This is a genomic window from Pseudomonas sp. BNK-30 (assembly GCF_047456185.1).
Lineage (GTDB): Bacteria > Pseudomonadota > Gammaproteobacteria > Pseudomonadales > Pseudomonadaceae > Aquipseudomonas > Aquipseudomonas putida_E.
In genome coordinates this window covers 277,837-297,293 of record NZ_CP179904.1, presented here as the reverse complement: position 1 = coordinate 297,293, position 19,457 = coordinate 277,837, and the positions used below count along the sequence as shown (strand labels likewise).

18 protein-coding genes are annotated in these 19,457 nt (G+C 62.8%); 12 read left to right on the top strand and 6 right to left on the bottom strand.

Going from position 1 to position 19,457, the window contains the following annotated elements; genetic code table 11:
- The first annotated feature begins 75 nt into the window (after window positions 1-75).
- The 4 genes from ACMGGN_RS01385 to ACMGGN_RS01370 are packed head-to-tail and all read left to right on the top strand — an operon-like array spanning window position 76 to window position 3,970.
- Window positions 76-1,086: an ABC transporter permease subunit gene (locus ACMGGN_RS01385; protein WP_012316108.1), complete on the top strand. Its 1,011-nt coding sequence runs from the start codon at window positions 76-78 to the stop codon at window positions 1,084-1,086.
- A gap of 10 nt (window positions 1,087-1,096) precedes the next feature.
- Window positions 1,097-2,023, top strand: coding sequence for an ABC transporter permease subunit (locus ACMGGN_RS01380; protein ID WP_115273935.1), 927 nt, complete (start codon window positions 1,097-1,099; stop codon window positions 2,021-2,023).
- Between the two features lie 10 nt (window positions 2,024-2,033).
- Window positions 2,034-3,002, top strand: coding sequence for an ABC transporter ATP-binding protein (locus ACMGGN_RS01375; RefSeq protein WP_414156402.1), 969 nt, complete (start codon window positions 2,034-2,036; stop codon window positions 3,000-3,002).
- Window positions 3,002-3,970 carry a peptide ABC transporter ATP-binding protein gene (locus ACMGGN_RS01370; protein WP_251962486.1) on the top strand — a complete coding sequence of 323 codons (969 nt, stop codon included), beginning with the start codon at window positions 3,002-3,004 and terminating at the stop codon, window positions 3,968-3,970. Before ACMGGN_RS01375 ends, ACMGGN_RS01370 begins: the two co-directional genes overlap by 1 nt.
- A gap of 211 nt (window positions 3,971-4,181) precedes the next feature.
- On the opposite strand, the gene ACMGGN_RS01365 is transcribed toward ACMGGN_RS01370, so the two are convergent.
- On the bottom strand, window positions 4,182-5,069 hold the full coding sequence (locus tag ACMGGN_RS01365; RefSeq protein ID WP_414156401.1) for a hypothetical protein: 888 nt from the start codon (window positions 5,067-5,069) through the stop codon (window positions 4,182-4,184).
- 250 nt (window positions 5,070-5,319) lie between these two features.
- Between ACMGGN_RS01365 and ACMGGN_RS01360 the strand changes: the two genes are divergently transcribed.
- The 4 genes from ACMGGN_RS01360 to ACMGGN_RS01345 all read left to right on the top strand — a co-directional run bounded on the left by ACMGGN_RS01360 (window position 5,320) and on the right by ACMGGN_RS01345 (window position 9,106).
- Window positions 5,320-6,129 carry an AraC family transcriptional regulator gene (locus ACMGGN_RS01360; protein ID WP_204918827.1) on the top strand — a complete coding sequence of 270 codons (810 nt, stop codon included), beginning with the start codon at window positions 5,320-5,322 and terminating at the stop codon, window positions 6,127-6,129.
- A gap of 64 nt (window positions 6,130-6,193) precedes the next feature.
- Window positions 6,194-7,600 carry an NAD(P)/FAD-dependent oxidoreductase gene (locus ACMGGN_RS01355; RefSeq protein ID WP_115273931.1) on the top strand — a complete coding sequence of 469 codons (1,407 nt, stop codon included), beginning with the start codon at window positions 6,194-6,196 and terminating at the stop codon, window positions 7,598-7,600.
- 32 nt (window positions 7,601-7,632) lie between these two features.
- On the top strand, window positions 7,633-7,974 hold the full coding sequence (locus ACMGGN_RS01350; protein WP_039604408.1) for a cupin domain-containing protein: 342 nt from the start codon (window positions 7,633-7,635) through the stop codon (window positions 7,972-7,974).
- A 52-nt stretch (window positions 7,975-8,026) separates the two neighbouring features.
- Window positions 8,027-9,106 (top strand): polyamine ABC transporter substrate-binding protein, encoded by a 1,080-nt coding sequence (locus ACMGGN_RS01345; RefSeq protein ID WP_046784466.1) that lies wholly within the window; start codon window positions 8,027-8,029, stop codon window positions 9,104-9,106.
- A 98-nt stretch (window positions 9,107-9,204) separates the two neighbouring features.
- Here ACMGGN_RS01345 and ACMGGN_RS01340 read toward each other — a convergent pair whose 3' ends face one another.
- Together ACMGGN_RS01340 and ACMGGN_RS01335 are read right to left on the bottom strand one after the other, a co-directional pair.
- Complete coding sequence (locus tag ACMGGN_RS01340) at window positions 9,205-10,788, bottom strand: peptide chain release factor 3 (protein ID WP_012316117.1); 1,584 nt, start codon at window positions 10,786-10,788, stop codon at window positions 9,205-9,207.
- Between the two features lie 100 nt (window positions 10,789-10,888).
- Entirely contained in the window at window positions 10,889-11,218 is a 330-nt protein-coding gene (locus ACMGGN_RS01335) for an XRE family transcriptional regulator (RefSeq protein ID WP_115273929.1), read from the bottom strand.
- A 463-nt stretch (window positions 11,219-11,681) separates the two neighbouring features.
- Between ACMGGN_RS01335 and ACMGGN_RS01330 the strand changes: the two genes are divergently transcribed.
- The 4 genes from ACMGGN_RS01330 to ACMGGN_RS01315 are packed head-to-tail and all read left to right on the top strand — an operon-like array spanning window position 11,682 to window position 15,124.
- Window positions 11,682-12,395: an ABC transporter permease gene (locus ACMGGN_RS01330; RefSeq protein ID WP_012316118.1), complete on the top strand. Its 714-nt coding sequence runs from the start codon at window positions 11,682-11,684 to the stop codon at window positions 12,393-12,395.
- A 13-nt stretch (window positions 12,396-12,408) separates the two neighbouring features.
- The gene (locus ACMGGN_RS01325; protein WP_115273928.1) at window positions 12,409-13,320 is read left to right on the top strand and encodes a glycine betaine ABC transporter substrate-binding protein; all 912 of its coding nucleotides are present in this window, start codon (window positions 12,409-12,411) and stop codon (window positions 13,318-13,320) included.
- A complete protein-coding gene (locus ACMGGN_RS01320; RefSeq protein WP_012316120.1) occupies window positions 13,317-13,970 on the top strand; it encodes an ABC transporter permease in 654 nt (217 codons plus the stop codon). Before ACMGGN_RS01325 ends, ACMGGN_RS01320 begins: the two co-directional genes overlap by 4 nt.
- The gene (locus ACMGGN_RS01315) at window positions 13,967-15,124 is read left to right on the top strand and encodes a betaine/proline/choline family ABC transporter ATP-binding protein (RefSeq protein ID WP_414156400.1); all 1,158 of its coding nucleotides are present in this window, start codon (window positions 13,967-13,969) and stop codon (window positions 15,122-15,124) included. Before ACMGGN_RS01320 ends, ACMGGN_RS01315 begins: the two co-directional genes overlap by 4 nt.
- Before the next feature lie 111 nt (window positions 15,125-15,235).
- Here ACMGGN_RS01315 and ACMGGN_RS01310 read toward each other — a convergent pair whose 3' ends face one another.
- The 3 genes from ACMGGN_RS01310 to ACMGGN_RS01300 all read right to left on the bottom strand — a co-directional run bounded on the left by ACMGGN_RS01310 (window position 15,236) and on the right by ACMGGN_RS01300 (window position 19,242).
- On the bottom strand, window positions 15,236-17,665 hold the full coding sequence (locus ACMGGN_RS01310; protein WP_414156399.1) for a TonB-dependent siderophore receptor: 2,430 nt from the start codon (window positions 17,663-17,665) through the stop codon (window positions 15,236-15,238).
- Window positions 17,666-17,773: 108 nt separating this feature from the next.
- On the bottom strand, window positions 17,774-18,736 hold the full coding sequence (locus ACMGGN_RS01305; RefSeq protein WP_115273925.1) for a FecR family protein: 963 nt from the start codon (window positions 18,734-18,736) through the stop codon (window positions 17,774-17,776).
- A gap of 17 nt (window positions 18,737-18,753) precedes the next feature.
- Entirely contained in the window at window positions 18,754-19,242 is a 489-nt protein-coding gene (locus tag ACMGGN_RS01300; protein ID WP_115275494.1) for a sigma-70 family RNA polymerase sigma factor, read from the bottom strand.
- Between the last annotated feature and the right edge of the window lie 215 nt (window positions 19,243-19,457).

Here is a 19,457-nt window from a genome sequence, read left to right as displayed (position 1 = left end):
ACAACAACGACCGCCGGCAACCCACACGGGCAACGGCGGCACCGCCGTACAACGGCTGATGAGGTAACCCTGACAATGTTGAGTTTTATTGCCCGGCGCCTGGGCCTGCTGATACCGACGTTTTTCGGCATCACCTTGCTGACCTTCGCGCTCATACGCCTGATCCCCGGCGACCCGGTGGAAGTGATGATGGGCGAGCGCAGGGTCGACCCCGAGATGCACGCCCAGGCCATGGAGCGCCTGGGCCTGAACAAGCCACTGCCGGTCCAGTACCTGGATTACGTGGGCAAGCTCGCCCAGGGTGACCTGGGCGAGTCGCTGCGCACCCGTGAAAGCGTATGGAGCGAGTTCCTCACCCTGTTCCCTGCAACCCTGGAACTGGCCTTTGCCGCGCTGCTGTTCGCCGGCATCGTCGGCTTATTGGCCGGCGTGATCGCTGCGCTCAAGCGTGGCTCGCTGTTCGATCACGGGGTCATGGGCATCTCCCTGGCCGGCTATTCGATGCCGATTTTCTGGTGGGGCCTGATCCTGATCATGTTCTTCTCGGTGAGCCTGGGCTGGACGCCGGTCTCCGGGCGCATCGACCTGCTGTACGACATCGAGCCGAAAACCGGCTTCATGCTCATCGATACCCTGCTCAGTGACGAAGAAGGCGCGTTCAAGGATGCGGTGATGCACCTGATCCTGCCGGCCATCGTGCTCGGCACCATCCCGTTGGCGGTAATCGCCCGCATGACCCGCTCGTCCATGCTCGAAGTGCTGCGCGAAGACTACATTCGCACTGCGCGCGCCAAAGGCCTGTCACCGGCCCGCGTGGTGTTCGTGCACGGCCTGCGCAATGCGCTGATCCCGGTGCTGACCGTGTTCGGCCTGCAGGTCGGCACGCTGCTGGCCGGTGCGGTGCTGACCGAAACCATCTTCTCCTGGCCGGGCATCGGCAAATGGCTGATCGAAGCCATCGGCGCCCGTGACTACCCCGTGGTCCAGAACGGCATCCTGTTGATCGCCTGCCTGGTGATCCTGGTCAACTTCGTCGTGGACATCCTCTACGGTCTGGCCAACCCACGCATCCGTCATCAGCGCTGAGGCCTTCGCCATGACTAGCCCTATTCCGAAATCCGTGACGCCGGCCAGCCCGGTGGACCAAAGCCTGCTCTACCCCTCGCCATACAAAGAGTTCTGGCACGCCTTCTCGCGCAACAAGGGCGCGGTGATGGGCCTGGCCTTCATGTGCGTGGTGGTGTTCTGTGCGCTGTTCGCGCCGTGGGTGGCGCCGCATGACCCAAGCGAACAATACCGTGACTTCCTGCTGACCCCGCCGGTATGGCTCGAAGGCGGTACCTGGCAATTCATCCTCGGCACCGACGAACTGGGCCGTGACCTGCTCTCGCGGCTGATCCAGGGCGCCCGGCTGTCGCTGCTGATCGGCCTGTCGTCGGTGGTGATGTCGCTGATCCCGGGCATCCTGCTGGGCCTGCTGGCCGGTTTCTTCCCGCGCTTGCTCGGTCCGTCGATCATGCGCCTGATGGACGTGATGCTGGCCCTGCCGTCGCTGCTGCTGGCCGTGGCGATCGTCGCCATTCTCGGCCCAGGCCTGATCAACACAGTGATCGCCATCGCCATCGTGTCGCTACCGTCCTACGTGCGCCTGACCCGCGCTGCGGTGATGGGTGAACTGAACCGCGACTACGTGACCGCCGCGCGCCTGGCTGGCGCCGGGTTGCCACGGCTGATGTTCGTCACCGTGCTGCCCAACTGCATGGCACCGCTGATCGTGCAGGCCACCTTGAGCTTCTCCTCGGCCATCCTCGACGCCGCTGCGCTGGGCTTCCTGGGCCTGGGTGTACAACCGCCGACCCCGGAGTGGGGCACCATGCTCGCCTCGGCCCGGGACTACATCGAGCGCGCCTGGTGGGTGGTGAGCCTGCCCGGCCTGACCATCCTGCTCAGTGTGCTGGCAATCAACCTGATGGGCGACGGCTTGCGCGATGCGCTGGACCCGAAACTCAAGAACGCCGCCTGAGGAGAGCGCCATGTCACTGTTGCAGATCAACAACCTGAGCGTGCGCTTCGGCGACGCCAATGCAGTCCCAGTGGTGGACGGCCTGGACCTGGCGGTGGACGCCGGTGAAATACTGGCCATTGTCGGTGAGTCCGGCTCGGGCAAATCGGTCACCATGATGGCCCTGATGGGCCTGATCGAGGCCCCCGGGCGCATCACCGCCGATACGCTCACCTTCGACGGCACCAACATGCTCAAACTCAGCTCCCGCCAGCGGCGCAAGGTGGTGGGCAAGGACATCGCCATGGTCTTCCAGGACCCGATGACCGCGCTCAACCCCAGCTACACCGTGGGCTACCAGATCGAAGAAGTGCTGCGCCAGCACCTGGGCCTCAAAGGCAAAGCCGCGCGCCAGCGTGCCCTGGAGCTGCTGAAAAAGGTCGAGATCCCGGCTGCCGAAAGCCGCCTGGACGCCTACCCGCACCAGCTGTCCGGTGGCATGAGCCAGCGCGTGGCAATCGCCATGGCGATTGCCGGGGAGCCCAAGCTGCTGATCGCCGACGAGCCGACCACGGCGCTGGACGTGACCATCCAGGCGCAGATCATGGAACTGCTGGTCAACCTGCAGGAAGAGCGCAACATGGCGCTCATCCTGATTACCCACGACCTGGCCGTGGTCGCCGAAACCGCCAAACGCGTCTGTGTGATGTATGCCGGCCAAGCCGTGGAAGTGGGCCAGGTGCCTGAGCTGTTCGACGTGCCCGCGCACCCCTACAGCGAAGCACTGCTGGCGGCCATCCCCGAACACAGCATCGGCGCCGAACGCCTGGCCACGCTGCCGGGCATCGTCCCTGGCCGGTACGACCGCCCGGACGGCTGCCTGCTGTCGCCACGCTGCCCGTACGTGCAGGACAACTGCCGGCGCCAACGCCCACCCCTTGACCCTCAGGCCCATAGCCTGGTGCGTTGCTTCTACCCGCTGAACCAGGAGGTGGCGTGATGAGCGTCGTTCTAACCGCACGGGAGCTGACCCGGCATTACGAAGTGTCCCGCGGGCTGTTCAAGGGCCATGCCTTGGTGCGCGCACTCAATGGCGTGTCATTCGAGCTGGAAGCTGGCAAGACACTGGCCGTGGTGGGTGAGTCGGGTTGCGGCAAGTCCACGCTGGCGCGCGCACTGACGTTGATCGAAGAGCCCTCTTCCGGCTCGTTGCAGATCGACGGCACCGAGGTCAAAGGCGCCAGCAAAAGCGAGCGCAAACAATTGCGCCGCGACGTCCAGATGGTGTTCCAGAGCCCCTATGCCTCGCTCAACCCACGGCAGAAGATCGGCGATCAGTTGGCCGAACCGCTGCTGATCAACACCTCGTTGAGCAAGGCCGAGCGGCGCGAAAAAGTGCAGAAGATGATGGAGCAGGTGGGGTTGCGGCCTGAGCATTACCAGCGCTACCCGCACATGTTCTCGGGCGGCCAGCGCCAGCGCATCGCCCTGGCCCGGGCGATGATGCTGCAACCCAAAGTGCTGGTGGCCGACGAACCGACCTCGGCGCTGGATGTGTCGATCCAGGCACAGGTGCTGAACCTGTTCATGGACCTGCAGAGGGAATTCAACACGGCCTACGTGTTCATCTCCCACAACCTGGCAGTGGTACGCCACGTGGCGGATCAGGTGCTGGTGATGTACCTGGGCCGGCCGGCGGAAATGGGGCCGAAGGAAGATATCTACGAAAAGCCGCTGCACCCGTACACCCAGGCGCTGCTTTCAGCGACACCGGCGATCCACCCGGACCCGTTGAAGCCGAAGATCCGCATCGCCGGCGAGCTGCCCAACCCGCTCGACCCGCCGGATGGGTGCGCATTTCACAAACGCTGCCCGTATGCGACGGAACGGTGTGGTGTTGAAGTGCCGGCGTTTCGCCAGGTCGGGACCAGGCAAGTCGCCTGTCACTATGCCGAGCAGTTTCTTTAGGTCGGCATAGCCTCAATCGCCGGCAAGCCGGCCCCCACAGGTAGTTCACTGCTCCTGAGAACGGTGATGTACCTGTAGGAGCCGGCTTGCCGGCGATGGGCCGCACAGCGGCCCCAACCACTCAATGCATGAATATCGCGATCAGAATGATCACCGGAATCGGCACCCCAAGCATCCACAGCAGTAATGAGCGCATGATGTTTCTCCTTACTCAACGTTGAATAGTACGACGCGTGGTGTAATCAACCCCTTCCCCTTCCAGCCACATCACGCGATCACGCTGGCGACCACCGTACAGGGCTGCCAGGCTGGCGAAGAATGCCCCACACAACAGCGCAACGAAGGTCCACAGCGCGGTCCATGCCGCCACTTTGGCTGCGGTGTCGGCAGCTTTTTTTGCCTCGACCTTGGCTTGCTCGACCTGGGCGAACACCTGGTCTACGCGTGCTTCGGCTTCAGGCTGGCTGAGGCGGGTACGCTGGGCCACCAGTTGCGCCAGGTAAGCGCGGTCATCTTCGGCGAGCGTCCCCTGCGCAATGGACCTGGCGATAATCCGTGCTGCCACGCCATTGGCGGCGTCGTCACTCACAGGCGCCGGGCCATCACTGCGGAACAGGCTGTCGACGAAATAGCCATTGGCGTCAGGCTTGGGCGCCATGCTGGCTGCGGCCCCCACGGCATTCGCGCCCGCCTGCACACCGGCACTGGCCAGCCCCCCGGCGGTACTCACGATCAGCATCGCCGCTACCAGGGTGGCGACCGCCCAGGCGAGAAAACCATGCGCCGTGTCGCGGAAGTACACCTCGTCACCGTGCAGGTTCGCCCACTTCACCCGCAGGCGCCCGGCAATATAGCCACCCAGCCCGGAAGCAAGAATCTGGGTCAGCAATAGCCAGATGATGGTCGAGATGCCCAGTGCCTTGGCGCTGGCGCCTTCATCGGCCCAAGGCGAGGTAGCGGCAAAGCCGAGCCCCGCACCCAGTACCATCAGGATCAGTGAAAGGGACGCCGCGGCAGCTGCCCCGGCGAAGATGGCCGCCCAGGACACGCCTGAGCGGCTCTGGGAATCGACATGCGGGTAGTCGGCAGGGTGAATCATGAGGTTTTCGCCTTTATTGTTGATAACAGGTCCATTGCCCTGTAATCGGTGCAGAGGCTGTGCCAGTTGTGTCAAAAAATGACATGCTGCCAAATCAATGGCTTAGCTCAAGCGTGCGTCCTAGGACCGTGCAGAACACCCGAATCGAGGCTCACCACTCAGGGTTTATGCAACGCCCCCCAAGATCCGACCCACGCATCCCAGGGCCCACAGACTTGCCTGCTTCCGCCCTCCCCGGCACTATCAACCCATGACCCCGACCATCCTCGCCGACGGCCCTGAACAAACGCCGATCACCGCCGAAACCGTGCTGCGCTACCACCTGTGCTGGAAGCACCGCGACCTCGACGGGGTGATTGCGCTCTATCACCCGGACGTGCAATACCACGATTTTTTCCAGAACCGCGTGCTCGGTTACGACGCGTTGCGTGACTACGTCCGCGCTTGCCTGCCCCACGAGGCCGGCGAGGACATCGTCCATGGTGACCGCATCCGCGTAGACGGCAGCACGGCATTCATCCAGTACCAGGTCACGGTGCAGGGCGGCGAAGGCCTGGTGGCGTTTCAGTCCAGCGAAGCGATCACGGTCAAGGACGGGCTGATCTGGCGGGTCAACGAGTACGCCACGCTGGTCCGCCAGAACAGCCAGGGGCTTGCCAGCAGCGGCCCGCGCCCAGCCGTCAGCCGCCTGGGCCTTTCGCCGCGACAGCTGTCGACCATGGCCCAGGACCTGGAGCACTACTTCCAGCGCCAGCGCCCCTACCTTGACCCGGAACTGGACCTGCAACAGGTGGCCGATGCCAGTGGCTACAGCCGCAACCAGATCTCCTACCTGCTCAACCAGGTGCTGGGGCAAAGCTTCTACCGCTACGTCAACCAGGCCCGCCTGCAGCACCTGATGGCCAGCCTGGATGACGACAGGGTCGGGGCGCCGATCGACGACCTGGCGTTCAGCGCGGGCTTCAACTCCCTGTCGGCATTCTACAAGTGCTTCCGCGAACACACCGGGCTTACGCCCAAGGCCTATCTGAAGCAAATTTCCCTGCGTGCACGCACGTAAGACAGCCAGCGCTGAACGCCACTAGGATCGCCCACAGACCTTGACGGATGTGGAGCCGAACCCGATGCAACCTTTGCGCACGCTCAGCCTGTGGATGGACCAGCTTGAAGAGCCGCTGTGCGCCCGCCCGGCCCTGCGCGAAGACCTCGACGTCGATGTGTGCATCATCGGCGCTGGCTACACCGGGCTTTGGACCGCCTACTACCTCAAGCGCCAGGCGCCACAGCTGAACATCGCCGTGATCGAGGCCAACATTGCCGGCTTTGGCGCCTCTGGGCGCAATGGCGGCTGGCTGATGGGCAACATGCTCGGTGAAGACCGCCTGCTCGCCACCCTGTCGCCGCAACAACGCCGCGCCAGCATCGACCTGCTGCATGGCATCCCCGACGAAGTCCACCGCGTGCTGCAACGCGAAGGTATCGATTGCGACTACCGCAAAGGCGGCGTGCTGTATTGCGCCGCGCGCTACCCGGAACAGGAGCGCAGCCTGCGTGCCTACCTCGATGACCTCTACCGCCAGGGCATGACCGAGGATGACTACCGCTGGCTGCGCCCTGAGCAACTGGACGCCCAGCTTCGCGTGAGCAACGCCTACGGCGCGATCTACAGCCCGCATACCGCGACCATCCAACCGGCCAAGCTGGTGCGTGGCCTGGCCCGGGCGGTTGAAGCGCTGGGCGTGCCGATCTACGAAAACACCCCCGCCGTCGACTGGCAGCCCGGTGAAGTACGGGCACCCCTGGCGCGCATCCGCTGCCAGTGGATGGTCCCTGCTGTGGAGGGCTACGCCGCCAGCCTGCCACCGCTGGGCAAACATCAACTGCCGGTGCAGAGCCTGCTGGTGGCCACCGAGCCCCTGCCCGAATCGACCTGGGAGCAGATCGGCCTGTCACAAGGCCAGGCCTTCAGCGAGAGCAGCCGCCAGGTCACCTATGGCCAGCGCACCGCCGACAACCGCCTGGTGTTCGGCGCCCGCGGCGGCTACCGCTTCGGCGGCAGGCTGCGCGAAGACTTCACCCTGACAGAGGCCGAAGTCGACCTGCGCCGCTACCTGTTCAGCGAGCTGTTCCCACAACTCAAGCATGTGCGCATCACCCATTCGTGGGGTGGCAACCTGGGCATGGCCCGGCGCTTCCGCCCGCACATGCTGTGTGACCGCCAGCGCGGTATTGCCCTGTCCGGCGGTTATGGCGGTGAAGGTGTCGGCGCCACCAACCTCGGTGGGCGCACCTTGGCCGCGCTGATCCTCAACCAGCACAACGAACTGACCGCGCAACCCTGGGTGCTCGACAACCGTCCGCTGTCGAGCCTGGCCAGCTGGCCGCCCGAGCCCTGCCGCTGGCTGGGCTACAACGCGATCATCCAGAGCTTCGTGCACGAGGACCGAACCCTCGCCAACCCCGCCACCGTGCCATGGCGGCGGCGCCTGGCCAGCTCGCTGGCGGACTTCATGGAAGGCTTCATGCACTGACTTCCCTTTCACCCACACAGGATCCAACGGTAATGAGCATCACCCAGTTCAAACACACCGAAAGCGCCGTGCTGGAAAGCTCCAACCCGGTCGCGGTGCCGCTTGGCGAACCCGTGGCAGTGACCTCGGTCACCTGCGTGGAACGCAGCGATGGCGTCGAAACCGGCATCTGGGAATGCACGCCCGGGCGCTGGCGGCGGCAGATCGCGCAGCAGGAGTTCTGCCACTTCATCAAGGGCCGCTGCACCTTCACACCCGACGGTGGCCAGCCCCTTCACATAGAAGCCGGAGACGCACTGATGCTACCGGCCAACAGCATGGGCATCTGGGATATCCAGGAAACCGTGCGCAAGACCTACGTTCTGATCTTCTGATCCGCTGATCGCCTGCCTTCGAAAACAACAGACAAAGCAAGGTAAACCCGACATGCGTACCCTCCTTCTCGCACCCCTGATGCTGGCCGCCAGCGTGGCCAATGCCGCCGACTCGGTAAAAATCTACAACTGGTCCAGCTACGTGGCCCCCGACACGTTGAAGAACTTCCAGCAGGCCACCGGCATCAACCCGACCTACGACGTGTACGACAGCAACGAGACCCTCGACGGCAAGCTGATGACCGGCAACTCAGGCTACGACGTGGTATTCCCCTCCAACCACTTCATGGCCCGACAGATTCAGGGCAAGGCCCTGAAGAAGCTGGACAAGTCGCAGCTACCCGGCTGGAACAACCTCAACCCGGTGCTGCTCAAGGCGCTGGAGGTCAACGACCCCGGCAACCAGTACGGTTTCCCGTACCTGTGGGGCAGTACCGGCATCGGCTACAACATCGACAAGGTAAAGGCAGTGCTCGGTGACAATGCCCCGGTGGATTCATGGGACCTGATCTTCAAGCCCGAGTACATGAGCAAGCTCAAGAGCTGTGGGGTCGCCGTGCTCGACAACGGCCCTGAACTGTTACCCATCGCCCTGCACTACCTGGGTTTGCCGCACCACAGCAAAGACCCGAAGGACTACGAGAAGGCCAAGGAACTGCTGATGAAGGTGCGCCCGTACATCAGCTACTTCCATTCATCCAAGTACACAGGTGACCTGGCCAATGGCGATATCTGCGTGGTGGTAGGGTTCTCGGGTGACGTGCTGCAGGCGAAAAACCGCGCCGATGAAGCGAAGAACGGGGTGAAGGTCGGCTACTCGATCCCCAAGGAAGGCGCACCGATGTGGTTCGACATGGTTGCCATGCCGGCCGATGCACCGGATGAGAAGGCGGGTTATGCCTATATGAATTACCTGTTGCAGCCGCAGGTGATGGCCAATATCAGTAACCATGTGCAGTACGCCAACGGCAACCTCAAGGCCGACGCCCTGGTGGACCCGGCACTCAAGGGCAACACCATGATTTATCCGAGCGAAGAGATGATGGGCAAGCTGTATGCGCTGGAGGCGATGCCGGCCAAGATCGACCGCATTCGTACGCGCATCTGGACCAGTATCAAGGCGGGGAACTGAAATGGGGCCGCTTTGCGGCCCTTTCGCGACACAAGGCCGCTCCTACAGCTGTAGGAGCGGCCTTGTGTCGCGAAAAGGAGGGCATAGCCCTCCCAGGATCAGTGATGCTCGCGAGTAGCGCGGAACTTGACGTCCGGCCAGCGCTCTTCCATCAGCGACAGGTTGACCCGGGTCGGGGCCAGGTAGGTCAGGTGACCGCCACCGTCGATGGCCAGGTTTTCCATGGCCTTGACCTGGAAGTCTTCGAGCTTCTTCTTGTCGTCGCAGCTGATCCAGCGTGCCGACCACACGGTGATCGGCTCGTAGGCGCACTCGACCTTGTACTCTTCCTTCAGGCGGCTGGCGACCACGTCGAACTGCAGCACACCGACCGCACCAAGGATGATGTCGTTGCTGCGTTCTGGGAAGAACACCTGGGTCGCGCCCTCTTCGGCCAGCTGCTGCAGGCCCTGGCGCAGCTGCTTGGACTTGAGCGGGTCCTTCAGGCGCACGCGGCGGAACAGTTCCGGGGCGAAGTGCGGGATGCCGGTGAAGCCCAGCGCCTCGCCTTCGGTGAAGGTGTCGCCGATCTGGATGGTGCCATGGTTGTGCAAGCCGATGATGTCGCCAGCGTAGGCTTCTTCGAGCTGCTCGCGCTCGGACGAGAAGAAGGTCAGCGCGTCACCGATGCGCAGGTCCTTGCCGGTACGCACGTGACGCATCTTCATGCCTTTCTCGTACTTGCCCGAGCAAATGCGCATGAAGGCGATACGGTCGCGGTGTTTCGGGTCCATGTTCGCCTGGATCTTGAACACGAAGCCGGTGAACTTCTCTTCAACCGGCTCCACGGTACGCTCGTGGGCTACACGGGCCAGCGGGCGCGGCGCCCAGTCGACAACGGCGTCAAGTACATGGTCGACACCGAAGTTGCCCAGTGCGGTACCGAAGAACACCGGCGTCAGCTGGCCATTGATGAACTCGTCCTGATCGAACTCATGGCAGGCGCCCTGCACCAACTCGAGCTGCTCGAGGAAGCGGTCGTACTCGTCACCCAGGTGGGCACGGGCTTCATCAGAGTCGAGTTTCTCGATGATCTTCGCCTCGGTACGCTCATGGCCGTGGCCCGGGGTGTAGACAATGATGTAGTCGCCGGCAAGGTGGTACACACCCTTGAAGTCGCGATAGCAACCGATCGGCCAGGTGATCGGCGCGGCCTTGATCTTCAGCACCGCTTCGATCTCGTCGAGCAGTTCGATCGGGTCGCGGATGTCACGGTCGAGTTTGTTGATGAAGCTGACGATGGGCGTGTCGCGCAGGCGGCAGACGTCCATCAGGGCGATGGTCCGCGGCTCTACACCTTTACCGCCGTCGAGCACCATCAACGCCGAGTCCACTGCAGTCAGCGTGCGGTAGGTATCTTCCGAGAAGTCTTCGTGGCCAGGGGTGTCGAGCAGGTTGATCATGTGCTCGCGGTACGGGAACTGCATCACCGAGGTGGTGATGGAAATACCGCGCTGCTTCTCCATTTCCATCCAGTCGGAGGTGGCGTGGCGGTCGGACTTGCGCGACTTCACGGTACCGGCGACGGCAATGGCCTTGCCCATCAGCAGGAGTTTCTCGGTGATGGTGGTCTTACCGGCGTCGGGGTGGGAAATGATTGCGAAAGTGCGGCGCTTCGCGACTTCGGCGGCCTGGTTGGTCATGGGAAATCGCCTGACTGGGGGATTCAAAAAGGGGCGATATCATACCTGAAGTTGGGCGGGGACCAAAATTTGATCCCCTCCGTTGGTAACCGATGGTCAGTCAGGCGCGTTTCGCCTGGCTTTCACAAAAACCGTCAAGCGTCACAGGAGGGCGGCCAGGTATATTCACAACGAGTTCCAGAGTGCCGCCCAAGGCCTCCACATAGCTGCGCAGGGTCGAAATCAACATGTCACTGCGCTTCTCCACCTTGGAGATGTTGCCCTGACGCATGTCCAAGCGTTCTGCCAAACCTTCTTGCGTGAGTTCAAGCTGCTTACGCAATGCCTGAAGCGTCATTTCTTCGCGAATCAATTGACGACCCAGCTGCTCCACCCTCTCCCTGCGCTCAGGGGACAATTCGTTGATGACCTCATCAAGCGTCTTGGACATCTTTCTCTCCTCTGGACAAGTGGTTTTCAAAGCGAGTGTCTGCTTGCTTGATCAACACCTGATAAAACCTGTGCTCCCTGACCCCGCACTTGTCACCTACCACCAGGATCGAGAAGGGAAATTCTGTCCATCAGCACAGGTAGACAGATAGCAGGTAAACCAACGCCTTTACGTAGGATTCACGCTGTTTTTTAGTACGAAAAAACACTCGCCCCAGTGATTAACACTGGCCAAATGCCGCTGCAGATGGGAACCTTTACGCCCTCGGAGACGTCCACTCCCCTGCAACCCGCTTCGCTTGGGGACTGGTTTCATCAGCATTTTCGGGCCCGACGGGGTTCGGCTCATGGCCTGATCGCAGCCTTCGGTTGCTTCACGCTGCTAATCGCGAACACACCACTCGCCGCCAGCCATGGCCGGCCATAAAAAGAGTGTGCTCGCCGACAACACAAGGAGTCCGCCTGTGGCTACACGCTACGGAAAAGGGCTGTTGGGATGGGCCGCCGTGCTCGTCATCCTGGCCCTGCTGGTTCACTGGATCGGCATCGACACGATCGCGCGTTACCGCGACGATCTTGGGTTTTACCTGCAAGCGCACCTGGTACTGGTGCTGGCTTCGATGGCGGCGGCGTTGGCCGTGGGCATCCCCGCCGGCATTGCGTTGAGTCGACCACACCGGGTCGACAAAGCCGAGCGCTTCATGCAGTTCTTCAACGTTGGCAACACCATTCCCCCTCTGGCCGTTCTGGCCATCGCCCTCAGTATCCTGGGCATCGGCGCCGGGCCCGCGATCTTCGCGCTGTTCCTCGCCTCCCTTCTGCCTATCGTGCGCAACACCTACGAAGGCCTGAAAAACGTCCCCGCCTCGCTCAAAGAAGCCGCCACCGGCATCGGCATGACCCCGCGCCAGCAACTGTGGCAGGTGGAACTGCCCAATGCCGTGCCGATCATCGTCGGCGGTGTGCGCGTGGCCCTGGCGCTGAACGTGGGCACTGCGCCCCTGGCGTTCCTGATCGGTGCCAACAGCCTGGGCAGCCTGATTTTCCCCGGCATTGCCCTAAACAACCAGCCACAGCTGCTGCTTGGCGCGGCCTGCACGGCGTTGCTGGCACTGGCGCTGGATGCCGCGGTGAGTTTCTCCAGCAAGCGCTGGCTGGAACGTGGCCTGGCCCAATAAAAAGAGGGAACGTATGAAGAAGAGAATCGCCTTGCTGCTGGGCGCGGCCCTGCTGTTCGCAGGCTTTGCCCAGGCGGCGGAAAAACCCCTGGTGCGCATCGGCGCACGGGTGTTCACCGAACAGACCGTACTCGCCGAAATCACCGCCCAATACCTGCGCGCCAATGGCTTCGATGTACGCGTCACCTCCGGCCTTGGCAGCAGTCTCGCCCGCCAGGCCCAGGAGACCGGCCAGTTGGACTTGATGTGGGAATACACCGGCGTGTCGCTGGTGTCGTACAACCACATCGAAGAGCGCATGCCCAGCGCCGAAGCCACCTACGCCAAGGTCAAGGCGCTGGACGCCAAGAAGGACCTGATCTGGCTGACCCCGACCAAGTTCAGCAACACCTACGCCCTGGGCCTGCCCAAACAGGTCGCCGAGGCCTACCCACAGATCAACACGATCAGTGACCTCAACCAAGTGCTGCGCGACGAGCGCCAGCGCAACCACCTGGTAGCCCTGGACACCGAGTTCGCCAACCGCCCGGATGGCCTGGTAGGCCTGAAGGAGATGTACGACCTGCAAGTCGGCCGAGCCAACATCAGGCAGATGGACGCCGGCCTGGTCTACACCGCCATGCACAACAACCAGGTGTTCGCAGGTCTGGTGTACACCACTGACGGCCGCCTGAGCGCCTTTAACCTCAAGCTGCTGGAAGACGACAAGCACTACTTCCCCGACTACACCGCTGCCCCAGTGGTGCGCAAGGCCGTGCTCGACGCCAACCCGCAACTGGTCGCCCTGCTCAAGCCACTGGCCGAGCAGCTCGATGACGAGACCATGCGCCAGCTCAATGCCAAGGTCGACGTCGATCACCAGAGCCCGACTGCTGTGGCCGCAGCATTCCTGCGAGAGCACCCACTCAAGGAGGTGCAGCCATGAGCCTGCTCGATACGTTCGCCCACCTCGACTGGGCCCTGGTGCTGCAACTGACCTGGCAGCACATCATGCTGGTCGGCATTGCCGTTGGCCTGGCAATCCTGGTCGGCGTGCCGCTGGGCATCCTGATGACCCGCTTCCCGGTGGTGGCCGGGCCATTGCAAGCCAGCGCCACAGTGCTGCTGACCATCCCGTCGATTGCCCTGTTCGGCCTGCTGCTGCCGTTCTACTCCAAGTTCGGCCAGGGCCTGGGGCCATTGCCTGCGATCACTGCGGTGTTTCTTTATTCACTGCTGCCCATCCTGCGCAACACCTACCTCGCCCTGACCAACGTCGAGCCTGGCATCCGTGAAGCCGCGCGCGGTATCGGTATGACCTTCGGCCAGCGCCTGCGCATGGTCGAGCTGCCCATTGCCGTCCCCGTCATCCTCGCCGGCGTGCGCACTGCCGTGGTGATGAACATCGGCGTGATGACCATCGCCGCGACCATCGGTGCCGGAGGCCTGGGCGTACTCATCCTCACCTCCATCAGCCGCAGCGACATGTCGATGCTGCTGGTCGGCGCCGTACTGGTCAGCCTGCTGGCAATCATCGCCGACCTGCTCCTGCAAACCCTGCAACGTGCCCTGACTCCAGAAGGACTGCGCTCATGATCGAACTCAAGAACCTCAGCAAAACCTTCAACGTCAACGGCAAGGACGTCAAAGCCGTCGAGTCGGTCAGCCTGACCGTCAACGAAGGCGAAATCTGCGTATTCCTCGGCCCCTCGGGCTGTGGCAAGAGCACCACGCTGAAGATGATCAACCGCCTGATCACGCCAACCTCCGGCCAGGTGTTCATCAATGGCGAAGACACCAGCGGCCTGGACGAAGTGACCTTGCGCCGCCATATCGGCTATGTGATCCAGCAGATCGGCCTGTTCCCCAACATGACCATCGAGGAGAACATCACCGTGGTCCCGCGCCTGCTCGGCTGGGACAAGCAGAAGTGCCACGACCGCGCCCGTGAGCTGATGCACATGATCAAGCTCGAGCCCAAGCAGTACCTGCAACGCTACCCGCGTGAACTGTCCGGTGGCCAGCAACAGCGCATCGGGGTGATCCGTGCGCTGGCTGCAGACGCGCCGGTGCTGTTGATGGACGAGCCATTCGGCGCAGTCGACCCGATCAACCGCGAGATGATCCAGAACGAGTTTTTCGAAATGCAGCGGGCGCTGAACAAGACTGTGATCATGGTCAGCCACGACATTGACGAAGCGATCAAGCTGGCCGACAAGATTGCCATTTTCCGCGCCGGCAAGTTGCTGCAGCTGGACCACCCGGACACCTTGCTGGCGCACCCGGTGGATGACTTCGTAAGCAACTTCGTGGGCCAGGACAGCACCTTGAAACGCCTGTTGCTGGTGCGCGCCGAAGATGCGGCGGACAACGCCCCGTCGGTAAGCCCAGAAACGCCCGTGAGCGATGCGCTGGAGCTGCTGGACGAGCACGACCGCCGCTATGTGGTGGTCACCGATGCGCAGAACAAGGCGCTGGGGTATGTACGCCGGCGCGACATGCACCGCCAGCAAGGCACGTGCGCGGACTTCCTGCGCCAGTTCAATGCAACGGCTTCCCACGATGAGCATCTGCGCATCCTGCTGTCGCGGATGTACGAGTTCAACCGCGCCTGGTTGCCGGTGCTCGATGCCGAGCAGGTGTTCCTGGGCGAGGTGACGCAGGAGTCGATCGCGGCTTACCTGAGCTCGGGGAGATCGCGCGGGGCCAAGACCAGCATCATCTCACCAGCTGAGGCGGTGGTTTCCTGATCAAAGGGAGCGCTTCGCGCTCCCATCGCCGGCAAGCCGGCTCCCACAGGGTTCGGCAGCGCTGCTGTCAATGTGGAAGCCGTCTTGCCGGCGATTGAGGCACTGCTGCTATCAGAACCCCACGCTGGCCTGCACATAGAAGGTCCGTGGCTCGCCCACATAAATGCCGGCATTGTTGTCGCTGGAGCGGGTGAAGTACTGCTTGTCGAAGAGGTTCTTCACCCCCGCCGCCAGCTTCAAATTGGCCATCTTCGGTCCGAAGTCATAGCCACCACGCGCATGCCAGGTCACATAACCCGGAATGTCGCCATACTGCCCATCAGCGCTCGGCTCGGTGATGTAGTCGCCATTGAAGCTCCCGTCGGCATTGATCCCCGTACCCGGCGCGCGCTGCTTGGATTGGGCGTAGGCGTCCAGGTTCCAGGTCCAGTGGTTGACCGCGTAGCGCAGGCCGGCGGTGGCCACTTGGCGTGAGTAGAACGGTAGGTCGCGCCCCTTGAAGCCGGGAATCTCCCCTTCATAAGTCGCGCGGGTGTAGGTGTAGCCACCATTCACCGACAGCCCTTCCAGGCGCGGGTCCAACCCGGCCAGGTCGTAGCGCACCGACGCCTCGATACCCTGGTGCTTGGTTGCACCCAGGTTGGTCCAGCCCACGTCGTTGCTGATGTATTGCAGCTCGTCGTCAAAGTCGATGTAGAAGGCCGTCAGCTCCCCGGCGAAAGCACCATTGTCATAGCGCGTACCCAGCTCGTAGGTCTTGGCCTTTTCCGGCTCCAGGCCGTTAGCCGTGCTGTTACCGGTACCGCCTTGGCCCAGCTGGAAGTACTGCAGGCTGCCGAACGACGTTTCGTAGTTGGCAAACACCTTCCAGGCATCGGAGATGTGATACATGACGCTCAGCGCAGGCAGCGGTTCATTGCTGGTGATGCTGCGCTTCTTCTCGGCCACCGGGCGGTTGTTGGCGCCCAGCACCGGGCGGTCGCGCCAGTCAGTGTTGATGTGCTCGAAGCGCACACCCGGGGTGATGGTCCAGTTGCCGACGTCGATCTTGTCATCGATGTAGTAGGCGCTGGCCTCGGTGCCGCCGCTGCGGTCCTGGAATACATGGCCGTCGGACGTCGGGGTAGGCGTCGGAACGTTGTCGATCAGCGCCAGGCGGGTCGACTGTTCGCGCATGGCTTCTTTGAGGTAGCGGTAACCGACACTGACTTCCTGGGTGGTGGGGCCGGCGAAGAAGATCCGCGAAACGCGCGGCTCGATGGCGAAGGTGTGGTAATTGCGCGGGTAGGACGACAGGGTCTTCATGTCACGCGAGGCAATGGTGCTGCCGCGGAAGCTGTCTGTGTAGTACGTCAGCACTTCGAACTGGGTGGCCTCGTCGAGTTGGCGCTGCCATTTGAACGACACGTCCTTGCGACGCCCGGCGAAGTAATCGTAATCACGCAGTGACTGGTACGGATTGCTGTCGTACTGGGCCTGGGTCAGGCCACCGGGCATGTCGGCACGGCCATCGTAGTAATGGAAGTTGAGCCAGAACTCGTCAACGTCGGTCGGTGCCCAGTGGGTCTTGAGGATGACGTCGTCGATGTCATTGCCGTTGTTGCTCTGCCGGTAGCCGTTGCCGTTCACCCCGGTGTACAGCAGCGCCACACCCATGCCGTTGTCGGCAGTGCCGCCGACGAAGGCCGACTCGGTGTGCTTCCAACCGCCGTGCTGCGAGGTCTCCAGGGTGGTGGAAAGCTCCGCCGAAGCCTGCTGCGGGATCGCCCGGGTGACGAAGTTGATCACCCCACCGACGTTCTGCGGGCCATAGCGCACCGAACCGGCACCACGCACCACATCGATGCTGTCGAGGTTGCCCGAGGAGATCGGCGCCATGGACAGCTGCGGCTGCCCATAAGGGGCGAAAGCGGCCGGGATGCCATCGATCAGCACGGTAGAGCGAGGCGACAGGCGCGACGTCAGGCCGCGTACACCTACGTTGAGCGACAGGTCGCTGCCACCTGTGCCGTTGGAGTCCTGCACTTGCACGCCCGGGATGCCACGCAGTGCGTCGCGCACGTTCATCGTGCCCTTTTCCACCATGGCCTCACGGCGCACCACGGTGCGCGCACCGGGGTGGTTCTGCACAACGGCCTGATCGGCATCACCCAGCCAGTCACCCACCACGTTGATATCGGTGGGCGCCAGTTCCAGGCTACCGCTGCCCAGGTCGAGGGTGGTCGGCAGCGGCTTTACCACCACGGTATCCTGGGACATTTCGAAGGTCAGCCCGCTGCCCTGCAGCAACTGTTGCAGGGCCTGCACCGGCGCCAGCTTGCCGGACACCGCCGGGGCCTGCTTGCCGGCCACAAGCTCAGGGTTGTAGAACAGCTGCAGGTGGGTTTGCTGGCCCAATTGGCTGAGCGCCGAAGCCAAAGGTTGAGCCTGGATCTGGATGGCGGTGTCGGCCTGTTCGGCATGGCTGTTGACGGCCACGGCACTGACCGCCAGGGCCAGCGCCATAACGCGCAAGCGTGGCAAAGGTTTGTTGTTGTTCACGTCGTCAAGACATCCTGAAGTTCGGGATAAACGCCAACTGCATGCAAATGGAAATGCTTGGCAGTTGCAGCTGGCGAGGAAGACGAACGAGCCGAAAAAAACCTGAATCTATTTCGCAATTATTTCGCGAGAGCCGTCTTCACGGGTTTTGATCGCCACCGGCAGGATGCTCGGCAAGGCGCGCAGCAGTGCATCGGTATCATCGATGCTGAAGGTGCTGGACAGGCGCATCTGCGCCACCTTGCCGGGGGCAACGCGCAATGGCTCGGTGCGATAGCGCGAGGCTTCGGCCACCACTTCAGCCAAGGTGGCGTTGTCGAAGACCAGTTTGCCCTGGCGCCACGCCGTCAGCGCCGCGGCGTCGACCGCATAGGGCGAAGCAAGCTTGCCTTGTGCATCTATATGTATGCCCAGGCCCGCCGTCAGTTGCGCCAGCGAAGCATCCTTGCCCTGCACGCGTACCGAGCCCTGCTCCACTGCAACACGGGTGGCGCCAGGGTCCAACCGCACATCGAAGCGGGTACCGGTGACGGTCACACGGCCCTGTGCGGTATCGACCACGAACGGCCGGTTGCTGTCGTGGGCGACAATGAACATCGCTTCGCCGGCATCAAGCCGAATTTGCCGTCGCCCCGGGCTGTAGTCGACCTGCAATTGCGTAGCGCCGTTGAGTTCCAGCTGTGATCCGTCCGGCAGTAATACCTGACGGCGCTCGGCAAAGGCGGTCTGCAATTGCGCCTGGTGATTCAGGCGCTGGTACTGCCAGCCACTGAAGCCCAGCCCCAGGGCAACTACCGCCACGCCGGCTGCCAGTGCCTGGCGCAGGAAACGCCGCCGAGGCAACTGCTGCACTGGCTCAGGTTGGCACAGCGCTTCGAGGCGCTGGCGCGGTATGAAGTCGGCGGCCCGCCACAGGCTGACGAGATGCTCATACTCCTCGCTGTGGTGCGGATCAGCCTCCAGCCAGGCATGCAGCTGTGCCAGCAGCACGGCATCGCCCGGTGCATCCTGCACGCGTGCGAACCACTCGGCCGCCTGCTGGCGGACGGTCTCGGTACCGTGCTGTTTCATGGACAAGGTCTCCTGACTCATCTTGCCGACACATCCAGGTGCTCACGCAAATGTCGGAGCGTGCGGATCATATACTTTTCGACCATGTTCTTGGTCACACCCATGCGCTCGGCGATCTCGGCCTGGGTCAGCCCCTCGAGCTTCTGCCAGATGAACACCCGTCGGCAATTGAGCGGCAGCTCGGCCAGCGCCCGCTCGACGCTGGCGGCCAGTTCCAGGGCATGGACATACGCCTCGGGGTCGCCCGTGCCGCCGGCCCCTTCATCGAAGGCTTCCAGCTCGAGCGCCTGGCGCCGGTCTTCGCGGCGAAAACCGTCCACCGCAATGTTGCGGGCGGTCTGGTGAAGGTAGGCGCGTGGCTGCTCGACCTGCTCGCGCGGGTTTTCCAGAACCCGTATGAAGGCGTCATGGGTGAGGTCCTCGGCCTGCTGACGACTGCGCAGCTTGCGCGTCCAGGTGCCGATCAGCTCTTGGTAATGGTCGAGGAAGCCTTTGTGTCCGGACACGGTCGGGGTCGTCAGCAAGGAGCCAGATAATGGCGCGAATAGTAATATTTCTCATAAAGCACAGCAAATCCGCCAGTCGGTAACAAAAAATTTATGCGTGATTTCAGGCACTGCACTGCCCATGAACGTGGCCATAAATATGAACACCTTCGCCTTTCTCGCGGGAAGGGCGCCGCTATAGAAACCGCACTATCCCTGTGGGGGCGGGCTTGCCC

Bases quoted from the DNA above. Each gene is read 5' to 3' on its own strand.
- ACMGGN_RS01370 (WP_251962486.1), top strand. From the start codon at position 3,002: ATGAGCGTCGTTCTAACCGCACGGGAGCTGACCCGGCATTACGAAGTG.
- ACMGGN_RS01320 (WP_012316120.1), top strand. From the start codon at position 13,317: ATGAGCCTGCTCGATACGTTCGCCCACCTCGACTGGGCCCTGGTGCTG.
- ACMGGN_RS01355 (WP_115273931.1), top strand. From the start codon at position 6,194: ATGCAACCTTTGCGCACGCTCAGCCTGTGGATGGACCAGCTTGAAGAG.
- ACMGGN_RS01340 (WP_012316117.1), bottom strand. From the start codon at position 10,788: ATGACCAACCAGGCCGCCGAAGTCGCGAAGCGCCGCACTTTCGCAATC.
- ACMGGN_RS01360 (WP_204918827.1), top strand. From the start codon at position 5,320: ATGACCCCGACCATCCTCGCCGACGGCCCTGAACAAACGCCGATCACC.
- ACMGGN_RS01335 (WP_115273929.1), bottom strand. From the start codon at position 11,218: ATGTCCAAGACGCTTGATGAGGTCATCAACGAATTGTCCCCTGAGCGC.
- ACMGGN_RS01345 (WP_046784466.1), top strand. From the start codon at position 8,027: ATGCGTACCCTCCTTCTCGCACCCCTGATGCTGGCCGCCAGCGTGGCC.
- ACMGGN_RS01305 (WP_115273925.1), bottom strand. From the start codon at position 18,736: ATGAAACAGCACGGTACCGAGACCGTCCGCCAGCAGGCGGCCGAGTGG.
- ACMGGN_RS01350 (WP_039604408.1), top strand. From the start codon at position 7,633: ATGAGCATCACCCAGTTCAAACACACCGAAAGCGCCGTGCTGGAAAGC.
- ACMGGN_RS01365 (WP_414156401.1), bottom strand. From the start codon at position 5,069: ATGATTCACCCTGCCGACTACCCGCATGTCGATTCCCAGAGCCGCTCA.
- ACMGGN_RS01325 (WP_115273928.1), top strand. From the start codon at position 12,409: ATGAAGAAGAGAATCGCCTTGCTGCTGGGCGCGGCCCTGCTGTTCGCA.
- ACMGGN_RS01380 (WP_115273935.1), top strand. From the start codon at position 1,097: ATGACTAGCCCTATTCCGAAATCCGTGACGCCGGCCAGCCCGGTGGAC.
- ACMGGN_RS01375 (WP_414156402.1), top strand. From the start codon at position 2,034: ATGTCACTGTTGCAGATCAACAACCTGAGCGTGCGCTTCGGCGACGCC.
- ACMGGN_RS01315 (WP_414156400.1), top strand. From the start codon at position 13,967: ATGATCGAACTCAAGAACCTCAGCAAAACCTTCAACGTCAACGGCAAG.
- ACMGGN_RS01385 (WP_012316108.1), top strand. From the start codon at position 76: ATGTTGAGTTTTATTGCCCGGCGCCTGGGCCTGCTGATACCGACGTTT.